This window comes from Lacihabitans sp. CS3-21, assembly GCF_024343675.1.
Classification (GTDB): domain Bacteria; phylum Bacteroidota; class Bacteroidia; order Cytophagales; family Spirosomataceae; genus Leadbetterella.
The window spans coordinates 44,510-66,283 of record NZ_RJUD01000009.1 but is presented as its reverse complement, the minus strand read 5'-3'; the positions used below and the strand labels follow the sequence as shown (position 1 = coordinate 66,283).

The window sequence follows — 21,774 nt, the reverse complement described above, 5'->3', positions numbered from 1 at the left end:
AAAACGATGGTTAATGGTGTAATTAGACCCAAATTAAGCATATTTCTAATTACTAGCGTATTTTTTGACCAAAAAAGAAAGAGACCCAATAACATTAAGTCTCCTCAGTAGAAAATAGGGTCCAAAACCAATGTTACATCACACCCATTTTACCCATTTGATAATCTCGCATGGCTTGCATCAACTCCGTGGTGGTGTTCATCACAAACGGCCCTTGAGAAACCATTGGCTCGTTTATGGGGTCACCAGTTCCAAAAATTATCCGAGTTTCAGACTGTGCTTTTAAGTCAATATCCGTATTACTTGTGTCAAAAACCGCCAATTGGTGTCCAATTACCAATTTACCATTCACCAAAACCTCTCCGTCGATGACATAGAACAAAACGTTTTTTCCTTCTTCTATTTTCAAAGAAAGTTCACCGCCTTCTTTCATGTTAATGTTAAACATTTTCAGACCTGTGATAGATTGGGCAGCTCCAATTTTCCCTTCCAACGCACCTGAAATTATTGCAATATCCGTTTTGGTGTCTTCACTGATAACCTTAGGAATTTCGCTTTCTTGAAAACCTTGATAGTTTGGTTGGCTCATTTTCAATGCCGCGGGAAGATTCATCCAAAGCTGAAGAATTTCCATTTTGCCCCCATTTTCACGCTGATTTGCCGAAAGATTTTCGGAATGAACAATTCCTCTCGCTGCAGTCATCCATTGTACGCCACCACTTTTTATTACTGACCGATGGCCATGGCCATCTGCGTGTTCTATTTCTCCATCCAATATAAAAGTCAACGTCTCAAAACCCCTGTGGGGATGCGGTCCAAATGGCAATCCTTGGTTATGTGGAGCGAATTCATGCGGTCCGTGGTGATGCAACAATATAAATGGGCTAATTTGTTCTATGCCAACATCCGGAATGGGCTGATACATTTTGTGTTCACCAACTCTTTGAGCAGATGAACTTGTTATTTTTATGATCTCTTTTTTCATTTCCTTAAAAAGTCATCGGGACTTCCATTAAGAGTATTTCAGCATCAGTAATGGCTTTGACTTCAATAGTTTCAGTTTCCCAAATGCCCAAACCGTCTCTTCTGCCCAATGATTTACCTGCTATTTCTACAGACCCTTCCAAAATATATACATAAACGCCGTTTTGGGCATTCTTTAATTCGTAAGTCAACGTTTTTCCTGCTGACAAATCACTCAAAGTAAACCAAGACTGCTGGTTCATTTTTATACCTTCGTCTGATTTACCTAAAGGCGAAACCACAGTTTGGAATTTGTCTTTTCTACCCTCCATATCAAACACTTTTTGCTCATACCTAGGAGCTATATTTCTTTTTTCAGGAAATACCCAAATCTGTAAAAACTTTACAGGACTTTTAGCGTCTTCATTCTTCTCAGAGTGGGCCACGCCTGTTCCAGCAGACATAATTTGAACTTCGCCTTTACGAATTACCGTTTTATTGCCCATACTATCTTGGTGTTCCAAAGCACCTTCGAGCGGTATCGAAACTATCTCCATGTTATCATGTGGGTGTTTACCAAATCCCATTCCCCCTGAGACGTGGTCATCGTTCAGCACTCTCAACGCTCCAAAATGCTCCCATTGCGGATTATAATAATTGGCAAAACTAAATGTATGATAAGAATCTAACCAACCATGGTTGGCGTGTCCTCTGTCGTTGGCTGCTTTAAATATTGTTTTCATATAATTTACATTTGTATTTAATGTCATTACATAATTAAATGTTAATTAGTTCATAAAATTTTAAAATCATCAAATACTTTTCATATTTTTAAACAAAAAAACAAACTATTTATGAAATTCCTTCTGCCATTATTACTTATTGCTTCATTATCAGCATTTTCGCAAAGACAATTTCCAGAGATAGATTCATATGGTGGAGTTTTCCCTATTCCCGAAGCCGAACAATTGGTTGACCCAAACAAAAAATACAAGGCGGTTTTTGATATAACAGCTGCCGCCAAAAATCAAACAACAGAAATGAACCCTGGTTTTGAATCTGTTGCCAGATTTATAAATTTACATGGTTTGGCTGGTGTAAAAAAAGAAAATCTAGATATTGTAGTGGTTATTCATTTCCAGGCGACACCTACCATTTTGAGCGATGAATCTTTTATGACAGAATACAAGGAAAAAAATCCGAACACTGAAGTAATAAATAAACTTGGAGAAAATGGAGTTAAATTTTACGTTTGTGGTCAATCCCTTAGAATGCGTAAACTTGTTGATTATAAAAAAAATAGCAATATCAGAGTGGCCCATGGAGCACTTTTAGCATTGAGCCATTTTCAGAGTCTAGGATACTCCTTGATAACTTTACATTAATAATGCAACCTATTCAAAACAAAATACATCTTTAAACAAAAACACTATTTAACAATGAAGAAAGTAATTTTAAGCCTAATCGTAACCTTTACATTTTCTAACATTTTTGCAAACGGAGAATTTGAAAACAACGTCAGCAAAACCGAATTTAACCAAATTAACCAATTAGAAGCCTACGTGGAAGCCAATCCACAAACCACATTGAGCGAAATTAAAGTCAACAATCCAGAACTTATAAATGGTGTAGAACTTTTGGATGACACTGCTGCCAGTTCCCTTAGTGCTGTTAAAGATATGCCATTGGTAAGTGGATTTTGGTGGGGTTGCTGTTTAGGGGTTATTGGACTTGCAATTGTATATCTAGTGACTGACCACGATAAAGACCAAGTTAGAAAGGCATTGTTTGGTTGTTTAATAGCCACTGTGCTTTGGGGTGTAGGTGGTTTATGGAATCCTTTTAGTTGGTAAGAACCAAACCAAATAAATATTCAAACCTCTTGAAATTCAAGAGGTTTTTTTATTAATTTTAATCAAACATTTAACAATCAATGGAAAAGAAACTTAAAAGAACAACCGGAAAAGAGGCCATGTTTTTGGGTATTTGTGGTGGATTGGGCAAGTATTTCGAAATTGACCCTACCATTGTAAGGGTGCTTGTGGCATTAACTACATTTTTTAGCTTCGGATCGTTGGTTATTGTTTACCTCATTTTAGCTTTCATTGTTCCTAAAGAAGATTCCATCAATATTTAATAATTCAATTTCTAATTACAAATCAATACAACTGGAACTACCAATTGGCTGGCAACATTTTGCCAAATCTCGAGGCATTTGGAAAAGATTTCACTACTTTTGCAGCCAATTTCAAAAAAACAATTAGCATGTTAAGGACACATACTTGTGGAGAACTTCGAATTTCTAGTCTTGGTGAATCAGTTACTTTGTGTGGCTGGGTTCAGAAAGTAAGAGACAAAGGCGGCATGGTTTGGGTAGATTTAAGAGATCGCTATGGCATCACTCAATTAATATTTGAAGAAGGAAAAACTGAAGCTACTGTTCTAGAAAAAGTGCGTTCATTGGGTAGAGAATTTGTTATAAAAGCTGAGGGTAAAGTAATTGAGCGTTTATCAAAAAATGATAAAATAGATACAGGTGCAGTAGAAATTTTGGTGGAAAATATCGAAATATTGAATCCAGCCAAATTGCCTCCGTTCCTTATAGAAGACGAAACAGACGGTGGCGATGAACTTAGAATGAAGTATCGTTATCTTGACTTAAGAAGAAATACAGTTCGTCAAAACTTACTTTTGAGACATAAAGTAGCTCAACAAACAAGAATATATCTTGATGCTCAACAATTTATAGAAGTAGAAACTCCCGTTTTGATAAAATCTACTCCAGAAGGTGCTAGAGACTTTGTGGTGCCAAGCAGAATGAATCCAGGTGAGTTTTATGCTCTTCCTCAGTCACCTCAGACTTTCAAGCAACTATTAATGATTTCGGGATTTGACCGATACTATCAAATAGTAAAGTGCTTCAGAGACGAAGATTTAAGAGCAGACCGCCAGCCTGAGTTTACACAAATAGACTGCGAAATGTCATTTGTGGAGCAAGAGGATGTATTGAATATGTTTGAAGGATTAATAAAACATTTGTTCAAAACGGTTAAAGGAATTGATCTTCCTGAAGTTCCAAGAATGACCTATGCAGATGCGATGAAATTCTATGGATGTGATAAGCCAGACATCAGATTCGACATGAAATTTGTTGAATTAAACGAATTGGTTCAAAACAAAGGATTCCAAGTTTTTGATGATGCAGAACTCATAGTAGGCATAAATGCCTCTGGATGTGCAGAATATACAAGAAAACAAATAGACGAGCTAACCGAGTGGATGAAACGCCCACAGATTGGAGCCAAAGGATTGGTTTATATCAGATTTAATGCTGACGGAACCGTAAAATCTTCTGTGGATAAATTCTATTCTGAAGAAGACTTAAAAGCCATTGGAGAGAAATTCAATGCCAAAGCTGGTGATTTGATTCTAATCATTTCAGGGCAAGCAGACAAAGCAAGAAAACAACTTAACGAACTTCGCCTTGAAATGGGTAACAGATTGGGATTGAGAAATCCTGATGAGTACAAAGTACTTTGGGTGGTTGATTTCCCACTTTTGGAGTTTGGTGAAGACGAAAATCGTTGGTTTGCTATGCACCATCCATTCACAGCACCAAAACCTGAAGACGTCGCTTTGTTGGACACAGATTTGGGCAAAGTAAGAGCCAATGCTTATGACATGGTAATCAATGGAACAGAAGTTGGCGGTGGTTCGGTGAGGATTTTCCAAAAACCATTGCAACAAAGAATGTTCGAAATCCTTGGATTTTCTGACGAAGAGGCCAAAAAACAATTTGGTTTCTTGATGGAAGCCTTTGAATACGGTGCACCTCCTCATGCAGGTTTGGCATTCGGTTTTGACAGATTGGTTTCACTATTTGGTGGAGCGGAATCCATCAGAGACTTCATCGCTTTCCCGAAAAACAACAGTGGTAGAGATGTAATGATAGACTCACCATCAAGTATTTCAGACTTGCAATTGAAAGAATTAAGTATAAATGTGGCAACAAAATAATCCTCGCTTTTCAATATCCAAAAAGAGCTATTTCTAACGATTTAGCTCTTTTTTATTTCACGATTTTATTAAAAACAAAAGCAATTGCAAAACCAATGCCGATGCCTAAAACATCAGCCAAAATATCTAATAGATCAAAAGCTCTATGAAAACTTACAGGCAATAAGTACTGAACAAACTCAATAAAAACGGCAAAAAAAGTAAGACCGATGGCTACTTTACCATAATTTTTCAAAAACATAAACCAAGAAAAACCCAAGACTGCAAAAGCCACAAAATGAGCAGTTTTATCATCCCCTGAAACATCTGGAATATTTTCGGAAGGAATAAAGCACAAAATACCAATAATAACAGTTAAAAATATGGAAAAGTATGGTTTTAGATAGAACAAATCGTGCAATTTCTTTAAAAACATTTTCTAAAAATTAGGATGAACAAAAAACAATATTTGCGTTAACAACTTCCTTAAAACAAAAAAAGTACTGATTTACGCCAGTACTTTTCAAAATATTAAAAATAAACCTTATCTGGTTATCCAACTAAATTCGTATTCTAGTTCAGGAACCTTGGTTCTATCTGCAATTCTCTTCAATCTATTCGGCAAAGCCATCAAGTAATCTCTGGCTTTTTCAGCAGAATCATTCAACTCCGAAATCTTATCTATTTTCCAATCTACCAACAAATCTTCCAAAATCTTGATATAATCCATGGTAGTATAAACACCTAAACGTTGAGCAGAATCCGAGAAATGCGAAAAAACATCTCCCATTTTTTGACCTGTTTCTCTTAGAAAATGAGCAGGCATAACTATTTTCTTTTTCATCATGTACTCAAAAGCAATCATCATTTCCGAAGGATCTACTTCAAAGAAACGTTCAACAAAAGTTTTGTAAGCTTTGGCATGACGCATTTCGTCGGCCGCTATCACACCACATACTTTGGATAAGTGACTGTTGCCAAATTTCTTAGCCAAGGTAGCCGTTCTACGGTGCGAAACATTGGTGGCCAATTCTTGAAAAGAAGTATACACAAAGTTTTTATAAGGATCTGTGTCCGTTTCAATATCAAAACCATCTGCAATTAACCATTGCGTAGAGGTCTCCATTTCTTTCATATTTACTCTGCCAGACAAATACAAATATTTGTTTAACAAATCTCCATGTCTGTTTTCTTCGGCTGACCACCACCTCACCCACTTTGTCCAGCCAGATTGTTGTTGTTCTACTTGATTTACCCCTTCAACGGCCATCAACCAAGAAGAATAAGTCGGAAGTGCTTCTTCAGTAACGCAATCTCCCACCAAAACGGCCATATAGTCATAAGGAAGTTCTCTGCAAGATTCTTGAAGCTCCTTTATTTCTGTAGTAAAATTCTCTTTTGTAGAATCGGGCAAAAAATCCGTTGGCTGCCAGTTTGTTTCTATTGGATTAAGAAATTCTTCTATCAAGCTATCCAATTTCTCTCCAACAAACTTCATCACTTCAATTCTCGAAAGTGGTGATTTCATAAATTTAATTATTTAAATAATGGACAAAAGTAAATAAAAATAAACTGCCCCCAATCTCAAACTTCCAAAATCTTAGTCGAATTCAAAACTCATTTTACTTATTACAATAAAAAAATAGCTTTAAATTTGCACAAAAAAAGTTTTTGTGAAAAAGATTCTTGACTATATACTCGGCTCCATCTATATTCTCTATTTTGGTATCCTTTTGGTTATTTTTCATCCTATTCAATTCATAGCCTATGAATTATTTGGACAAAAAGCTCATCAAAAAACTGTAGAATGGCTGAATTTCTGGATAGTGTTTGGGTGGTATTTGACTGGCTCAAGTATTTCCTTTTCTCAAAAGGTCAAACTCCCGACAGACAAAACCATCATTTTTATTTCTAACCACCAAAGTATGTTTGACATTCCTGGCATCATTTGGTTTCTAAGAAAAAACACACCATTGTTTATCTCAAAAGTTGAACTCTCAAAAGGAATTCCGAGTATATCATACAACTTAAGGGTAGGAAAAGCCGCCTTAATAAACAGAGAGGACCCAAAACAAGCTATTGGAGAAATTATTCGATTTGCAAAATACATTTCAGAAAACAACTATTCGGGAGTAATTTTCCCGGAGGGAACAAGGTCTAGAACAGGCAAACTCAAACCGTTCGCAGTTGGAGGAGTAGCCACTCTTTTGAAAAAATGTCCAGGAGCAGACGTCGTTCCAATTGCAATCGTAAATACCGGAAAGTTTAACCCGAAAGGAATATTCCCACTCACAAGTTTTACGAAAATGTCGTGGACAACCTTGACACCAATACCTACCAAAGGAAAAACTGCTGAAGAAATTGTGGTCGAATCAGAAAAGCAAATCAGTGATTTTTTAAACAATTTATAGCATTATTGCCAATTATTTCGTTTTTTCACGTCAGAAAGCATTCGATTTTCGTATTATTGACGAATTTTGTGTGGTGAACAACAAACAAGACCAAAAGAATATTTTATGAATTACCAGATTTTCAGTGAGGGTGAGTTTAAGTATATAGACGAAGGTGAAGGTCAGCCATTACTCATTTTGCATGGACTTTTTGGTGCACTGAGCAATTTTGATGGTGTAATAGAAGGATTTAGAAAAAATTTTAGGATAATTATTCCTGTTATGCCCATCTACGAAATGCCTATGAGAGAGGCCAGCTTAGAAGGCTTACAGGCGTTTATTGAAAGATTTGTTGCCCTAAAAAACCTAAAAGACATTATCCTTCTCGGAAATTCATTGGGTGGCCATGTCGGACTTTTATACACGCTAGCACATCAAGACAATGTAAAAGCCCTTATCCTTACTGGCAGTTCGGGTCTTTTCGAGAATACCATGGGTGGATCTTTCCCAAAAAGAGGATCTTATGAATACATCAAAGAAAGAGTAGAATATACTTTTTATGACCCAAAGACAGCAACCAAGGAGCTGCTAGATGAAGTTTTTGAAATAACGTCGAGTATCCCTAAATGCATGAATATAGTTCAGATTGCTAAATCTGCACAAAGAACCAACATGGCGAGGGAAATACCCGCGATTAAAGTGCCAACATGCTTAATTTGGGGATTAAATGACACCATCACACCTCCACATGTTGGTCATGAATTTAACAGATTGATTCCGAATTCTGAATTGCATTTTATAGATAAATGTTGCCATGCACCTATGATGGAGCAGCCAGAGCCTTTTGTCAAAATGATGGGTGGTTTTTTAGAAAAAATAATGATGTCCGAAACCGTTCTCAAATAACATCTACCTTATGGTAGCCAAAGAATTAATAGATAGCAACATACCTGTTTTGAAACAAACAGACAATGTTGATCGAGCATTACAACTCATGAGCGAATGTAAAAACTCACATTTGCCATATCTCCATGATGAAATCTTTTCGGGTTTTTTCTCGGAGGATTTCCTACTCAACTATGACTATGACACTTTACTTGAAGAGATTAGACCTGAAATGGTCGAACTTAAAATCGATTCAAACTTACCGATATTAGAGCTCATTAAGGTATTTTCTCAAACAGCATTTGATCTTCTACCTGTGTTTGACACAGCCGGCATATTTCTTGGGGTTATAGAAAAAAAAGAAGCCAACGAAAGGTTCATAGGGGCATTGGCCTTGAATGATAATGGTGGAATTCTTGAAATAAATCTTCACAATAAGGAGTATTCTCTTACCGAAATATCGAAAATAGTTGAATATGAATATGCAAAAATCATAAGCCTGTTTCTTTCTAGTGACAGTCAAAACCAAATGCACCTTACACTCAAACTTGATATCGCCCAGATAAGTGGAGTTGTAAACTCTCTTGAAAGATATGGTTATGATGTAGTATCTTACTTTGCCTCAGAGCCAGTTACAAACATAGAAAAGGACCGCTACGACCTTTTAATGAAATATTTGAGCATCTAAAATTCCAATTTTATGAAATTTGCCATTCATGGAAGAGTTTTTAAATCAGACTCTTCGGCTGCTATACAAGAAATCTTTAATGAACTAAAAGACAACGGCATATCTTACCAAGTTTCCGACTCTTTCACTGAAATTCTTCAAGAAGCTCAAATACAATTTGACGAAAGTCATGTATTCAAAAATGCTCAAGATTTAGAAGGTATTGACATAGCATTTAGTCTCGGTGGTGATGGTTCTTTTTTAGAAACTTTAGGTCTTGTGGCGAGCAATGAAATTCCCGTATTGGGCATTAACTTCGGAAGATTAGGTTTTTTGACCGACATACAACCACAAAATATTAAGAAAACCATAAAGAAAATCATTGCAGGACAATACAAAATAGATGAGCGGATGATGCTTCATGCCGAGGCATTTAACGACTTTTTTGAATCAGGCATGAATTTTGCTCTTAACGAAATAGCGATTTCTAAAACCGACACTTCGTCTATGATTGTCATTCATGCCTACATAGACGGTGAATTTTTGAATAGCTATTGGGCAGATGGTTTAATGGTGGCAACCCCAACCGGATCAACTGGTTACAATTTGAGTTGTGGAGGTCCACTCGTAATGCCAAAGTCTGAAAACTTTATCATTACACCTATTTGCCCTCATAACTTGTTTGTAAGACCAATAATTGTCTCAAGTCAAAGTAAAATAACTTTAAAAGTAGAAAGTCGTAGCAAGAATTTCTTGGTTTCGATGGACTCAAGAGCCAGAATAATTGGTGACGATGTGGGTGAAATTAACATCAGCATGGAAACCTTCAAAGCCAAATTGGTAAAAATAGATGGAATGAGCTTTTTGAGTACTTTAAGAAAAAAGTTGAATTGGGGAGATGATATTAGAAATAGAAATTAAAAAAAATATTCAATAAAATCGATTTTAAAATCGTTTTAGAAAAAATCGAAAAACTAGGAAACGCTATGTTGAAGCCAATAATTAAATATTACAATATCATTTTAGTATTAATGATGATTGTATCAACCCATACTTTTGCTCAGAAAAATGGCCTTTTTAGCAAAAAAAATGTTTTAAACCAGTATGCTACAGTAGGTATTGGAGGTGGCAGTTCGCACTATTTTGGAGATTTGGCTCCCTATTCTAGATTCTATTACGGAATTTATACAAATGTAAGATGGAACGGAAGCATAAATTATACAAGATTTCTCACAGCTAATGCAGCAGCAAGAGTTTCATACACATATGCTAGATTGTATGGCGATGACTATACGTTTGCCTCAAGAAATTTAGAGAAAATGTCAGCAAACTATATTCGAAATCTTAGTTTCAGAAATGATTTACAGGAATTTACACTTTCGGGAATCTTCAATATTTTGCCACAATATGGAAAAGGAGCTAAAGGCAGGAGTAATATTATGCCTTACGGAGCAGTTGGAATAGGTATTTATGGACACAATCCAAAAGCCAGAGGTGTAGTTGGATTCGACCAAAATACAGGTTTACCAGTAAAAGCAGGATGGGAAAGCCTTAAACCCTTAAATACATCAGGTCAAGGAATTCCAGGAAGCACTGTAAAAACCTATTCATTGGTTCAGCCAGTTATGCCCATTGCCTTAGGTCTAAGAGTAAAAATCAGTTCAAACTTTGATTTTACAGCGGAGGCTGGGTTTAGACTAACTCCTTTCGATTATCTAGATGACGTAGGCAATACGGGTTATCCGCCAAAAACATTAATGATAGCCAATTATGGGCCAGAGGCAGCAGCCTTTAGCTACAGAGCTGGGGAAGATTATGCAGCAAATTCAGGAGATTTGAGACTTGTTAACTTTATTCAAGCAGCTTCCCAACAAGGATTCAACACGGCTGGAATTGCTCCGTCGACGAATGCTGAAGATATTTATCCATATTCAACTTTAAGAGGTTCAAAAAGAATAGATAGCTATATTCTTACGCAATTTACGTTGAGTTATGTTTTGAGCAACAATATCAAATGCCCTGTTATTAAATGATTTAACCTTTACCTTTTTTTATTTGTAAGAAAAAAATTGGAACTTTGCTGTTGCAAACAAAAGGTATGTTAAAAAAAACACTGCTATTTTTATTCATTTCGTATTTTTCTTTCGCCCAAAAACTGGAAATTGGATCAGGCTTAGGCCCGACTTATTACAAAGGTGACCTGCAGCCTACTTTTAGAGTCTTTAGCCCATCAATTGGCACAAATGCTTTTGTAAGATATAATGCCTCTAAAGTTATTTCTATTAAAGCCAATGCCATGGTTGGTTTTGTTTCAGGCAACGATTACAACTCTGGAAATGCTTTAAATAAATATCGCGGATTAAAATTTTATAATACCCTGTGGGATTATAATGGCCAAATAGAATACAACTTTTTAAATTTCAGGACCCATAACGGAAGATATGAACACCAATGGACCCCCTATCTTTTTGGAGGATTTGGTAATTCTCAGTTTTTAAGAAGAAAATATTCAACAAGAAATGTAACAACTACAAATTCAGTAATTTCAGGTCCCGATCCTATTTTGCCTTTTGGAATTGGCTACAAGAAAATAGTAAATGGTAAATGGAACTTTGGAGTTGAATTCAGCACAAGAGTACTGTTACGAAAGAAAAATGCAGACCTATTTGATGGTTTTGGTTACAATCTTGTTACAAACGACCCACAAAATTTCTACCCAGCTCAGGATGGAGCAGACAAAAACCTTGAATTACTCGAACTTCCAAATACCTTACAAAAGGACAAATACTTTCATATATCGTTTTCAGTAAGCTATCTTTTTTATAAAGTACATTGCCCCCCTGGCAAATAAACTTAGCCTTTTTGTAATTAACTAAGCGGCTTTAAATCAATTGAAACTATATTTTAGCTTTATTAGATACACTGCTTTTTATTCCTTTATCTTTTTTGTATTTTTGCAATCCTTTTCAAACGGACAAATACTATTTTTTTATTGGAAGACATCGATTTAAACAATTTACCCAAGCATATAGCCGTTATCATGGATGGTAATGGAAGGTGGGCTAAAAGCAAAGGTGCCATGAGAATTTTCGGTCACCATCACGGAATCACTGCAGTTAGAGAAACCGTTGAAGGATGTGCGGAATTGGGAATTGGATACCTAACACTTTATACATTTTCTACTGAAAACTGGGGCAGACCCAAAGCTGAAGTGGATGGTATTATGAGCCTTTTGATTAAAACCATAGGCGACGAAATACCAAGCTTGCATAAAAACAATGTAAGATTAAAATGTATTGGCGACTTGAATATGCTTCCAAATAATGCCAGAAATGAAATGTTGGCAGGGATTGAAAAAACAAAGAACAATACAGGCTTAGTACTTAGTCTTGCTCTTAGTTATAGTGGCAAATGGGATATCGTACAAGCGATAAAACAAATTGCAGCCAAAGTAAAAACAGAAGAAATTGGAATCGATGACATCAACGAAAGCATGTTTAATAAGTTTTTGTCTACTTATCCAGACCCAGACGTTGACTTTTTAATAAGAACAGGAGGAGATCATCGCATCAGTAACTACCTTCTTTGGCAATCTGCTTATGCAGAGCTTTTGTTTTTGGACGATGTATTTTGGCCAGATTTTAGGAAGGAACATTTGATGGAGGCATTAAAAACATATCAACAAAGAGAGAGGAGATTCGGAAAAACAGGCGATCAGATAAAAACAAATAAATGAGGAATTCTTTAAAACCATTATTACTTACAATACTAATATTTGCTTCAAATTTCGTTGCAAATGCACAAACGGTTGGCCTTCCACGTTTAAAAAGAACTGTCTCTGAAGAAGCATTGGTAGACTACACCAGTCCTAAAGACTACATAATAGGAGGCATTACCGTTAGTGGAGCAAAATTCTTAGACCCCAATACACTCATTTCAGTTTCAGGCTTAAATGTAAATGATGAAATAAAAATTCCAGGAGAGAGAATTTCTTCTGCCATAAAAAGACTTATGGATCAGGGCATAATCGAAGATGTCTCAATAAATATCACCAAAGTTGAAGGCAAAACGGTTTTCTTAGAATTAGCATTAAAAGAAAGACCTAGGCTCAATAAAATCGTACTCAATGGAATCAGAAAAGGCGAAAAGGAAACCGTTGAAGACAAAATAAAAACCTACAAAGGCAAAGTAATTACGGATGCAATGGTTAAAAACATCCAAAATCTTGTCAAAAAACACTTCTTAGATAAAGGATTCAGAAATTGTACCGTACAAGTTCAGCAGATTGCGGATACAATAAGAGTGAATAATGCGGCTTTGGTTTTTAATATATCCAAAAAAGCTAAAGTTAAAATTAATGACATTCAACTGAATGGAATTAATGAGCTTCCTGAATGGAAAATCCTTTCCAAAATGAAAGGAACCAAAGAAAAAGCACCTTTGAGGATCTTTACCCCTTCTAAATTTATCACAAAAAAATATAAAGAGGACAAAGAAAAACTTGTAGCATATTTGAATAAAAACGGATACAGAAATGCTCAAATCGTAAGCGATTCTATCTATGTAGTGGATGATAAAAACATAAACATAGTATTAAATGTAACTGAAGGAAAAAGATTCTATTACAGAAATATAACCTGGTCAGGCAATTATTTAAGAAATGCGGATACATTGGCTTTGATTCTTGGTGTAAAAAAAGGAGACATCTACAACCCTGAAGAACTTGAGAAAAAAATAAATGGTAAACCTCAACAAGATGTTAGTTCGTATTATATGGATGACGGTTATTTATATTTTAGCTGTCAACCAATAGAAACAGCCATAGATGGCGACTCTATTGATATTGAAATGAGAATCACGGAGGGAAAACAGGCTACCATCAACAAGATTATTTTAAATGGAAATACCAAAACCAGTGACCACGTCGTACTCAGAGAAATTCTGACAAAACCTGGCCAGAAGTTTAGTAAAACTGACTTGGTAGAGACCGTTCAAATGCTCTCTAAACTCGGATATTTTGACCCTCAAAAAATCGAACCAAAGCCAGTCCCACAAAACGATGGAACAGTAAATATCGAATATAATGTAGAGGAGAAATCCAATGACAACATTGAACTATCAGGTGGATGGAGTGGAATACAAGGCATTATTGGAACATTTGGAATTGTGTTCAATAACTTTGCCATAAGAAAAGTTTTCAATCTGAAAGAATATAAACCACTACCTAAAGGCGATGGGCAAAGATTCGCAATTAGATTTCAAGCAAACGGTGGATTCCAAAACTATTCTGTTTCGTTTACTGAGCCTTGGCTAGGGGGCAAAAAGCCCAACTCTTTTTCTGTGAGTTTGTTCCATTCAGTGCAAGATTACAGTAAGATAGCCGACAGAATGCAAAAATTATATGCCAACTCTGTAAATAGCTCTTATTATGGAAATGTTTATAATTCAGCACTTTATCAAGGATTCTTCAGAAACACAGGTGGTTCTGTAACTTATGGAAAAAGACTTAATTGGCCAGATAGGAACTTCAACTTTAGTTCAGCTCTTTCTTACCAATATTATGATGTTGAAAACAGTTTCTTACTATCCAACTTCAGAAATGGACAAGCACACGATATCTCTTTAGGATTTAATGTTTCGAGATATAGCCTTGACAACCCACAGTTTACTAGAAGTGGCTCAAACATATCATTAAACACCACCTTCAATCCTCCATATTCGATGTTTGGTACGCCAAAATCAGGAAAACTTTGGATAGAAGGTCATAAATGGATGTTTGATGCAGACTGGTATGCACCTGTTTTTGGCAAATTGATATTCCATGCAAAAGGAAATATGGGTTTCTTGGGAAGGTATAATAGCAGTGTGGGCTATAGTCCATTTGGTAGATTTGTAATTGGTGGTGCAGGTATGGGTCTTCAAAATACCAACAGTATCGGTGTAGAACTTATAGGACTTCGAGGCTACGACGAAGGCGTTGTTTATGAGGCTACTTATAATGAAAAAGTGGCCTCTGCTCAGGCAACAGGCACTTATTCGAGAACTGGCGGTATTATTTATAGCAAATATGCCCTAGAACTTCGTTACCCAGTTTCCTTGAATCCACAAGCTACCATATTTGTACTTGGATTTGCAGAAGCAGGTAATAGTTGGGGAAGCTACAAAGACTACAATCCTTTCAAATTGAGACGTTCAGCAGGTGTAGGTGCAAGAATTTTTATGGCTGCTTTTGGACTTTTAGGTATTGACTATGGATATGGATTCGATCCGATTCCAGGCTTGAATAACCAAGGAAGAAAATCGTTTACTTTCAGTATCGGACAACAAATACGTTAATGTTAAATTTCTGTTAATCAGAATAGGAATTATAAACTATCAAAGGAAGTTTTCGTCTTAAGGACATTAAACCATTGAATAAAAAACAGAAAGGACTAAATCTAAAAAAATGAAATTGAAAATATTTTTTTTATTTTTGATGCTTATAGGTTCGCAGACATTTGCACAAAAATTCGGCTACATTGATACTGAATACATCATGAACAAAATGCCTGAATATAAAAAGGCAAACGAAACGATGAATCAATTTGCAGAAAAATGGACAAAAGACTTACAAGCAAAATATGCAGATGTAGAAAAAATGAAGCAAAAATTTCAGCAAGAAGAAATTCTTTTAACAGCGGACATGAAGAAAGAAAAACTTGCAGATATAGACAAAAAAGAAGAAGAACTCAAAACCCTTAATAATAATATATTTGGGCTTAATGGTCAACTTTTTCAGAAAAAAAAGGAAATATTGAAACCGATTCTTGACGAAATATACAAAACATCGGAAAAAATAGCTCGAAAATATAAACTAAGTTTTATCTTTGACAAAGCATCGGACATGAGTATGTTCTATGCTGACCCAAGACACGATTATACAGACTTTATAATTGAAGAACTTGGATTAAACATTAAAAAGTAAACCAATTTAATTTTATTAATACTACAGAAATGAAAATCAAACTATTTGTAATTGCTTTAACAATTTTAGCAAGTATTTCAACAAACGCTCAGAATCTTAAGATAGGCTATACGAATATAGAATTTATTCTTCAAAACTTGCCTGATTCTAAAGACATACAAGCGAAATTATCGACAGAAAAAGCTCAGTATGACAAACTTTATCAAGATAAGTTATCCGAAGCTCAGAAAATGTTTGAAGATTATCAAAAAAATGCTGCCTCTATGTCAGCTGTAATCAAAGCAGACAAGGAGAAAACCTTACAAAACAAGCAAAATGAATTGCAAGAGTTACAGCAAAATGCAGAATCAGCACTTTCTCGTAAGCAACAAGAAATGATAGCTCCAGTTATGGATAAAATCCAAACTGCGATAGATGCAGTAGCAAAAGAAAACGGATATACTTATGTACTCAATTCTGATGCTGGATATGGTACTACACCAGTTATTTTGGTAGCTCCAGAAACTGATAACATCACCAACTTGGTATTCAAGAAAATGGGTGTTGCAATTCCTGCTGAAACCAAAGAAGCTGCTCCAGCTGCTACAGTTCCGAAAAAATAATTTCTAGATTTTTAGAATAGATAAAGCCTTTGGTAAATGCCAAAGGCTTTTTTCATATCAAGACGATATCGTCGGCATGTACAAAAATGAGGTTTTGTACTTTTAGATTTTCTTGTAGCGTCTGCGAGGATATTTTAGCTTTCCCTACTGCTAAGATTTGATTGTTCAAATCCAAAATCTCTACCAATTCGCCAGCTTCAAATTCTCCCTCAAAGCCTGATATACCAACGGCAAGAAGGCTTTTACGATTTAAAAGTGCTTTACTAGCTCCCGCGTCAATGGTTACGCTACCAACCGAAATGGCCCCACTGGCTATCCATTTGTTCTTAGCAGACAGATTAGCATCTTGTGGCAAAAAGGTAGTTCCAGCATTTTCAGAAATGGCATTTAAAATTCCGTCGGCGAGCTTCATACCAAAAATGATGACTTTTATGCCCATTTTATTGGCCAAATGCGTAAAAGTCAGTTTTGAAGCCATGCCTCCAAGCCCAAGAGCTGTTTTAGATTTGCTCACCATACCAAGTATTTCCTCGTCTACTTTCTTCACTCTACTAACCAATTGGCCATCTTTGTTTAGCAAACCACCAGAGGCCGTACAAAGCATCAATACTTGAGCTCCAAAACCTCCAGCTATCAAAGTAGCCAACTCGTCGTTGTCAGAGAATTTAAGCTCTCTGTTGCTCACTACGTCATTTTCGTTAGCAATGGGAATAATATTGCTTTTCCAAAGCTCATCGTAAGTTTCTTTGAGTTGCAAAAACTGTTGTCTGTTAGCAAAATGCTGTCTTTCCAAAAGACTTTGAGCTACGTTTATGCCATATTTCTCAAAAGCTTGATCATACATTTTCAGTAAAAGTGGATTCCCGATAGCAGCGGCGGCTTTTCTTTGGCTAATGGTGCCTTCATAATTCTGAACAAAATGCTTACCAGCTCCAACAGCTCCTGATGAAACTATAATGATTCTGTATTTTTTATGTAAAATAGCCGTTTGGCGGGCTATTTCATTAATGATTTCAATATCAGGTTCGCCAGATGGCTTTGTAATGGAAGCTGTCCCGAATTTCAGAACCAATAATTGTCTTTTCATTTTCAATCAATATTTCGGGGCAAACCAAGGCTTTTAGCTAGGCCTGCATGAATCCCATTATAAAAGAAATCAAGAATGGTGTTGATATCTTCTACGAATTCTATTTGATAATCTTCATGGATACTTTTGAGATTTTTCATCATCAGAATAACTTTCTTAAGATTATACTCGTTGAGTTTTGCATTGTATTTCAAATCTGCCTTGTTGAATACAAAGGGATAATAACTTACAAATTTCAAAATCAATTTAACTGCCAACCTTACCTCCCCTACCTTGTCACCCGTAATTCTTTTGTGATGAGAAATCTTGGTAAAATAGCTTCTTTGTAAAGTCAATAATTCTTTTGATTTAATCGCATTAAATCTTTTTAGATGATCAATTTCATCCGCAACTGCATCTTGCCTTAGTTTTAAGTCTATTTCAGGATGCTCAATAAGTTTAAAATGTAGCTGCTCCACCAACACTTTATCTTTATCGATAAGCCTTATCAGTATCTTGTTTTTCTCTTTTGCTGGCAAAGCTATGATGGCTTCCTCCAAATCTTTTTCGATTAATTTTGCCACTTTACCATATCATTAGAATTCTCCAAAAAGCAGAAATCAAAACTAAAAGTAAGCACAATGGCGTAAGAACTTTCCAACATAAATACATTAACTGGTCAATTCTTAAGCGAGGCAATGTCCACCTCACCCACATTTGCACCAACATACCAAAATATGCCTTTGAAAACATCCAAAATGCTCCCCAAAGATGCATGGCAATAGAACCCTCAGCTCCAGAAGTCCAATTAGCCAATTTCACTGACCCAATGTTTGGAAGTGGAGTATTCCATCCACCTAAAAACAAAATAGTGGTCATAAATGCCAACAAAAGCATCATGCCATATTCGGCCAAAAATATAATTGCCCATCGAAAACCAGAATATTCGGTATGAAAACCAGCAATAAGTTCTGACTCAGCTTCTGGTAAATCAAACGGTGCTCTGTTGGCCTCTGCCAATCCTGCTATTATAAATATGATAAAAACAATGAAAAGAAAGGGATTCCTAAATATATTCCATGTCAGAAAACCTCCAACATTTGTGGTTTCGATACCCAATGCTTTGATGCCAAAAAGATAATTAGGCTCTATAGAAAAAATGCCTTGTAAACTAATTATTTCTTGCAAATTAAGGCTCGCACTGGTGATGGCAACACACAAAATACAAAGCCCAATCGGAACTTCATAGGAAAGGATTTGAGCTACTGACCTCATGGCTCCTAACAGTGCATATTTATTATTGGATGACCAACCGGCCATCAAAATACCAATAATGTCGAGTGAAATTACGCCAATTAACACAAACACACCAGACTGTAAATCAGCCCCTTGCAACAATCTATTAATAGGAACTAGAGCAAATCCGGCAAATATTGCCGCAAAAATCAGGTATGGAGCAGTTTTAAATAGCTTTTTGTCAGCAGATGTTGGGATAATATCCTCCTTCTGAAAAAGCTTCAACAAATCTGCAATCAATTGTAAAAGTCCCCACTTACCAACTTCCATTGGCCCCAGCCTGTCTTGTATAAATGCCGATAGCTTTCGTTCGAGATAAACACTCACGATCACATTAGCACCGATAACGGCTAGGAAAATAAGTAAGGCTACAACCATTGCTTAAAATTCAGCATTTTTTGGTGTACGTGGGAAAGGAATCACATCGCGAATGTTCCCCATACCTGTTACAAACAATACCAGACGCTCAAAACCTAGTCCAAAACCTGAATGAGGTGCCGAACCAAATTTGCGTGTGTCTAAATACCACCATAGGTTATCTGGATCTATCCCCACCTCGTTGATGCGGGTCATGAGTTTTTCATAATTGTCCTCTCTTTGTGATCCTCCAATTATTTCTCCGATACCTGGAAATAACACATCCATGGCTCTAACAGTCTTTCCATCAGCATCTTGCTTCATATAGAATGCTTTTATATCCTTCGGATAGTTAGTAAGTATTACAGGCTTTTTGAAGTGCTTTTCCACCAAATAACGCTCATGCTCTGACTGAAGATCTATGCCCCATCCAACTTCGTATTGAAACTGTTTCTTTTGTGCAGGCTTAGATTTGAGCAAAATATCAATGGCTTCGGTATATGTGAGTCTTTCAAAGCTATTTTCCACCACGAAATTTAGCTTTTCTAACAAAGTTTGTTCCGAACGTTCGTTTTGTGGCTTCGACTTTTCTTCTTCCAAAAGTCTGGTTTGAAGAAACTCCAAATCGTCTTTACAATTGTCTATGGCATATTGAATGACGTATTTTACAAAACTTTCTGCAAGATTCATGTTGTCTTCCAACTCATAAAATGCAACTTCTGGCTCAATCATCCAGAACTCAGCCAAATGGCGTGTGGTATTGGAGTTTTCAGCCCTAAAGGTTGGCCCAAAAGTATAGATTTTGGAAAGAGCCATGGCTCCTAATTCACCTTCCAACTGTCCTGAAACCGTTAGAGAAGTTTCTCTACCAAAGAAATCTTGTGAGAAATCAACAGATCCATCTTCGTTTTTGGGGGCTGCATTGGGCTCAAAGCTACTCACTCTAAACATTTCTCCTGCACCTTCAGCGTCAGAAGCAGTTATGATGGGCGTATGTAAATAAAAGAATCCGTTGTCGTTATAGAATTTGTGTACAGCAAATGCCAAAGCATGTCTGATGCGGAAGATAGCTCCGAAAGTATTGGTTCTGAAACGCAAATGGGCTTTTTCCCTTAAAAATTCAAGACTATGCTTTTTAGGTTGCATTGGAAAAGTTTCGTCAGCAGTGCCATATATTTCTATGGTTTGTGCCAAAACTTCTACCGCTTGACCAGAACCCGCAGAAGCCACCAAAGTTCCTGAAACTGCTATACAAGCACCAGTGGATATTTTCTTGAGGATTTCCTCTTCTATTTTACCGTCTTCAACTACCGCCTGAATATTTTTTATGGTAGAACCGTCATTGAGATTTATGAAAACGATATTGGCTTGGCCTCTTTTGGTTCTAACCCATCCTTTAACAACAACACTTTGACTTTCTGGCGAAAGTTGGAGAATATCTTTAATCTGCATTTTTACGAAAATTTATAATCGATTTAAATTTCCTGCAAAATTAAGGATTTCGAGGGTCATTTGCTATGCAAATAGCGGATAATTAAATCAGAATATCTCAGCTTTGAGAATTTTATTGTTCATGAACTTTAAATGTAGCTTCCTCTGCATATTTTATTAGAGCAGGAAAATCCAACTGCGTAATAATATTCTTTTCTTTGACATGCTGTCCAAAAACTTTATCCACAGGAATTTTGAAATTCGCTTTGATACTGAGTTTGTAAAAATCATTGAAAGATTCGTTACTTGAGCTTTCCAATGGCACACAAACCTTGTTTTCAACACTATTCTCTATTTTCTCCGAATTGATCAACATCGGATAAACGCAATCATAAACTTCAAACTGCCTTTTTATCAATACCTTACGACTTGGCAATTTGGCTTTGCCAGACCACCAAATATCTTTTACGGCATTCATGGCTTCTATGGTACTCTCCCTATCTTTAACAGCATTCAAACTTTCCAAAACTTCATTCACATTGGCCGTCATTTCTAATTCATATTCACCAGAACCAAGTATAGATTTCATTCCTAAATGCACCCCAAGCAAATTAGAATAGGCATCTTCCACAGAAAAACTTGAGTATCGCTCAGGAACTAAGGGAATAAAAGAAGCTCCATATGATGTGGAGATTTCGTGCCAAACAGAAAGATCATAAGCTATCCTTCCAGCTAAATGTACTACGTCTTCATCGGTGAATTTTTCAGGTACATTTACGGTCAGCGTTTTCATACCGCCCTCGTTGCCTAACTTCAAAGAAAAAGCACCAGTATGCCTCTGGTCTTGAATAAGTAAGTATAAATAAGCCGTAAAATCAGCGATATCTCGCAAGTGACCCATATCTATAAATCCGCCTTTTTCAGTATAAATGATTCCGTTATTTTCGGCTTTACTGCCTAAATATTTATGATTGCCGATGAGCTCAAGGGAGGTTACTTCAGTATATTTTACAAATGGCATACCCGCTACTTTTACATCCACTCCAAATGAGCAGCAGGTACGGATGATTCTAGGAGGAGGATTTTTAAGATTTACGTTTTTCGGAGCTTTTGCAAATAAGCTGAAAGAAATAAGTAATAGTGTTAATAATCGCATA

The 21,774-nt window shown here is 36.2% G+C and carries 23 protein-coding genes; 14 read left to right on the top strand and 9 right to left on the bottom strand.

The window, feature by feature from the left end:
• Window positions 1–133: 133 nt before the first annotated feature.
• Together EGI24_RS07800 and EGI24_RS07795 are read right to left on the bottom strand one after the other, a co-directional pair.
• The gene (locus tag EGI24_RS07800) at window positions 134–985 is read right to left on the bottom strand and encodes a pirin family protein (protein ID WP_255047805.1); all 852 of its coding nucleotides are present in this window, start codon (window positions 983–985) and stop codon (window positions 134–136) included.
• Between the two features lie 4 nt (window positions 986–989).
• Window positions 990–1,706, bottom strand: coding sequence for a pirin family protein (locus EGI24_RS07795; RefSeq protein ID WP_255047804.1), 717 nt, complete (start codon window positions 1,704–1,706; stop codon window positions 990–992).
• 111 nt (window positions 1,707–1,817) lie between these two features.
• On the opposite strand from EGI24_RS07795, the gene EGI24_RS07790 reads away from it, so the two are divergent.
• From EGI24_RS07790 to aspS, 4 genes are all read left to right on the top strand, one after another.
• Entirely contained in the window at window positions 1,818–2,348 is a 531-nt protein-coding gene (locus tag EGI24_RS07790) for a DsrE family protein (RefSeq protein WP_255047803.1), read from the top strand.
• A gap of 54 nt (window positions 2,349–2,402) precedes the next feature.
• Window positions 2,403–2,816: a hypothetical protein gene (locus EGI24_RS07785; protein WP_255047802.1), complete on the top strand. Its 414-nt coding sequence runs from the start codon at window positions 2,403–2,405 to the stop codon at window positions 2,814–2,816.
• 80 nt (window positions 2,817–2,896) lie between these two features.
• Window positions 2,897–3,100, top strand: coding sequence for a PspC domain-containing protein (locus EGI24_RS07780; protein ID WP_255047801.1), 204 nt, complete (start codon window positions 2,897–2,899; stop codon window positions 3,098–3,100).
• A 128-nt stretch (window positions 3,101–3,228) separates the two neighbouring features.
• A complete protein-coding gene (gene aspS / locus EGI24_RS07775) occupies window positions 3,229–4,980 on the top strand; it encodes an aspartate--tRNA ligase (protein ID WP_255047800.1) in 1,752 nt (583 codons plus the stop codon).
• A gap of 52 nt (window positions 4,981–5,032) precedes the next feature.
• On the opposite strand, the gene EGI24_RS07770 is transcribed toward aspS, so the two are convergent.
• A complete protein-coding gene (locus tag EGI24_RS07770) occupies window positions 5,033–5,395 on the bottom strand; it encodes a VanZ family protein (protein WP_255047799.1) in 363 nt (120 codons plus the stop codon).
• 108 nt (window positions 5,396–5,503) lie between these two features.
• Window positions 5,504–6,487 carry an acyl-ACP desaturase gene (locus EGI24_RS07765; protein ID WP_255047798.1) on the bottom strand — a complete coding sequence of 328 codons (984 nt, stop codon included), beginning with the start codon at window positions 6,485–6,487 and terminating at the stop codon, window positions 5,504–5,506.
• A gap of 145 nt (window positions 6,488–6,632) precedes the next feature.
• On the opposite strand from EGI24_RS07765, the gene EGI24_RS07760 reads away from it, so the two are divergent.
• From EGI24_RS07760 to EGI24_RS07715, 10 genes are all read left to right on the top strand, one after another.
• Window positions 6,633–7,370, top strand: coding sequence for a 1-acyl-sn-glycerol-3-phosphate acyltransferase (locus EGI24_RS07760; RefSeq protein WP_255047797.1), 738 nt, complete (start codon window positions 6,633–6,635; stop codon window positions 7,368–7,370).
• A gap of 105 nt (window positions 7,371–7,475) precedes the next feature.
• Window positions 7,476–8,255, top strand: coding sequence for an alpha/beta fold hydrolase (locus tag EGI24_RS07755; protein ID WP_255047796.1), 780 nt, complete (start codon window positions 7,476–7,478; stop codon window positions 8,253–8,255).
• A 10-nt stretch (window positions 8,256–8,265) separates the two neighbouring features.
• On the top strand, window positions 8,266–8,922 hold the full coding sequence (locus EGI24_RS07750) for a hypothetical protein (RefSeq protein ID WP_255047795.1): 657 nt from the start codon (window positions 8,266–8,268) through the stop codon (window positions 8,920–8,922).
• A gap of 12 nt (window positions 8,923–8,934) precedes the next feature.
• Entirely contained in the window at window positions 8,935–9,822 is an 888-nt protein-coding gene (locus EGI24_RS07745; RefSeq protein WP_255047794.1) for an NAD kinase, read from the top strand.
• A 65-nt stretch (window positions 9,823–9,887) separates the two neighbouring features.
• Window positions 9,888–10,934: a hypothetical protein gene (locus tag EGI24_RS07740; protein ID WP_255047793.1), complete on the top strand. Its 1,047-nt coding sequence runs from the start codon at window positions 9,888–9,890 to the stop codon at window positions 10,932–10,934.
• Window positions 10,935–10,999: 65 nt separating this feature from the next.
• Window positions 11,000–11,752, top strand: coding sequence for a DUF6089 family protein (locus EGI24_RS07735; RefSeq protein WP_255047792.1), 753 nt, complete (start codon window positions 11,000–11,002; stop codon window positions 11,750–11,752).
• Between the two features lie 141 nt (window positions 11,753–11,893).
• Window positions 11,894–12,637, top strand: coding sequence for an isoprenyl transferase (locus EGI24_RS07730; RefSeq protein ID WP_255047791.1), 744 nt, complete (start codon window positions 11,894–11,896; stop codon window positions 12,635–12,637).
• A complete protein-coding gene (gene bamA, locus EGI24_RS07725) occupies window positions 12,634–15,237 on the top strand; it encodes an outer membrane protein assembly factor BamA (RefSeq protein WP_255047790.1) in 2,604 nt (867 codons plus the stop codon). The genes EGI24_RS07730 and bamA overlap by 4 nt, the downstream gene beginning before the upstream one ends.
• Window positions 15,238–15,346: 109 nt before the next feature.
• A complete protein-coding gene (locus EGI24_RS07720; RefSeq protein WP_255047789.1) occupies window positions 15,347–15,865 on the top strand; it encodes an OmpH family outer membrane protein in 519 nt (172 codons plus the stop codon).
• A 29-nt stretch (window positions 15,866–15,894) separates the two neighbouring features.
• Window positions 15,895–16,467, top strand: coding sequence for an OmpH family outer membrane protein (locus EGI24_RS07715; protein ID WP_255047788.1), 573 nt, complete (start codon window positions 15,895–15,897; stop codon window positions 16,465–16,467).
• Between the two features lie 52 nt (window positions 16,468–16,519).
• Here the strand turns inward: EGI24_RS07715 and proB are convergent, their stop codons facing one another.
• The 5 genes from proB to EGI24_RS07690 form a co-directional block, all read right to left on the bottom strand.
• Window positions 16,520–17,554: a glutamate 5-kinase gene (gene proB / locus EGI24_RS07710; protein WP_255047787.1), complete on the bottom strand. Its 1,035-nt coding sequence runs from the start codon at window positions 17,552–17,554 to the stop codon at window positions 16,520–16,522.
• Window positions 17,555–17,556: 2 nt separating this feature from the next.
• Window positions 17,557–18,117: a hypothetical protein gene (locus tag EGI24_RS07705; RefSeq protein WP_255047786.1), complete on the bottom strand. Its 561-nt coding sequence runs from the start codon at window positions 18,115–18,117 to the stop codon at window positions 17,557–17,559.
• Window position 18,118: 1 nt separating this feature from the next.
• Window positions 18,119–19,207 (bottom strand): complex I subunit 1 family protein, encoded by a 1,089-nt coding sequence (locus EGI24_RS07700; protein ID WP_255047784.1) that lies wholly within the window; start codon window positions 19,205–19,207, stop codon window positions 18,119–18,121.
• Window positions 19,208–19,210: 3 nt separating this feature from the next.
• Entirely contained in the window at window positions 19,211–20,638 is a 1,428-nt protein-coding gene (gene asnS, locus EGI24_RS07695) for an asparagine--tRNA ligase (RefSeq protein ID WP_255047783.1), read from the bottom strand.
• Between the two features lie 112 nt (window positions 20,639–20,750).
• Entirely contained in the window at window positions 20,751–21,773 is a 1,023-nt protein-coding gene (locus EGI24_RS07690) for a DUF4056 domain-containing protein (protein ID WP_255047782.1), read from the bottom strand.
• Window position 21,774: the final 1 nt, after the last annotated feature.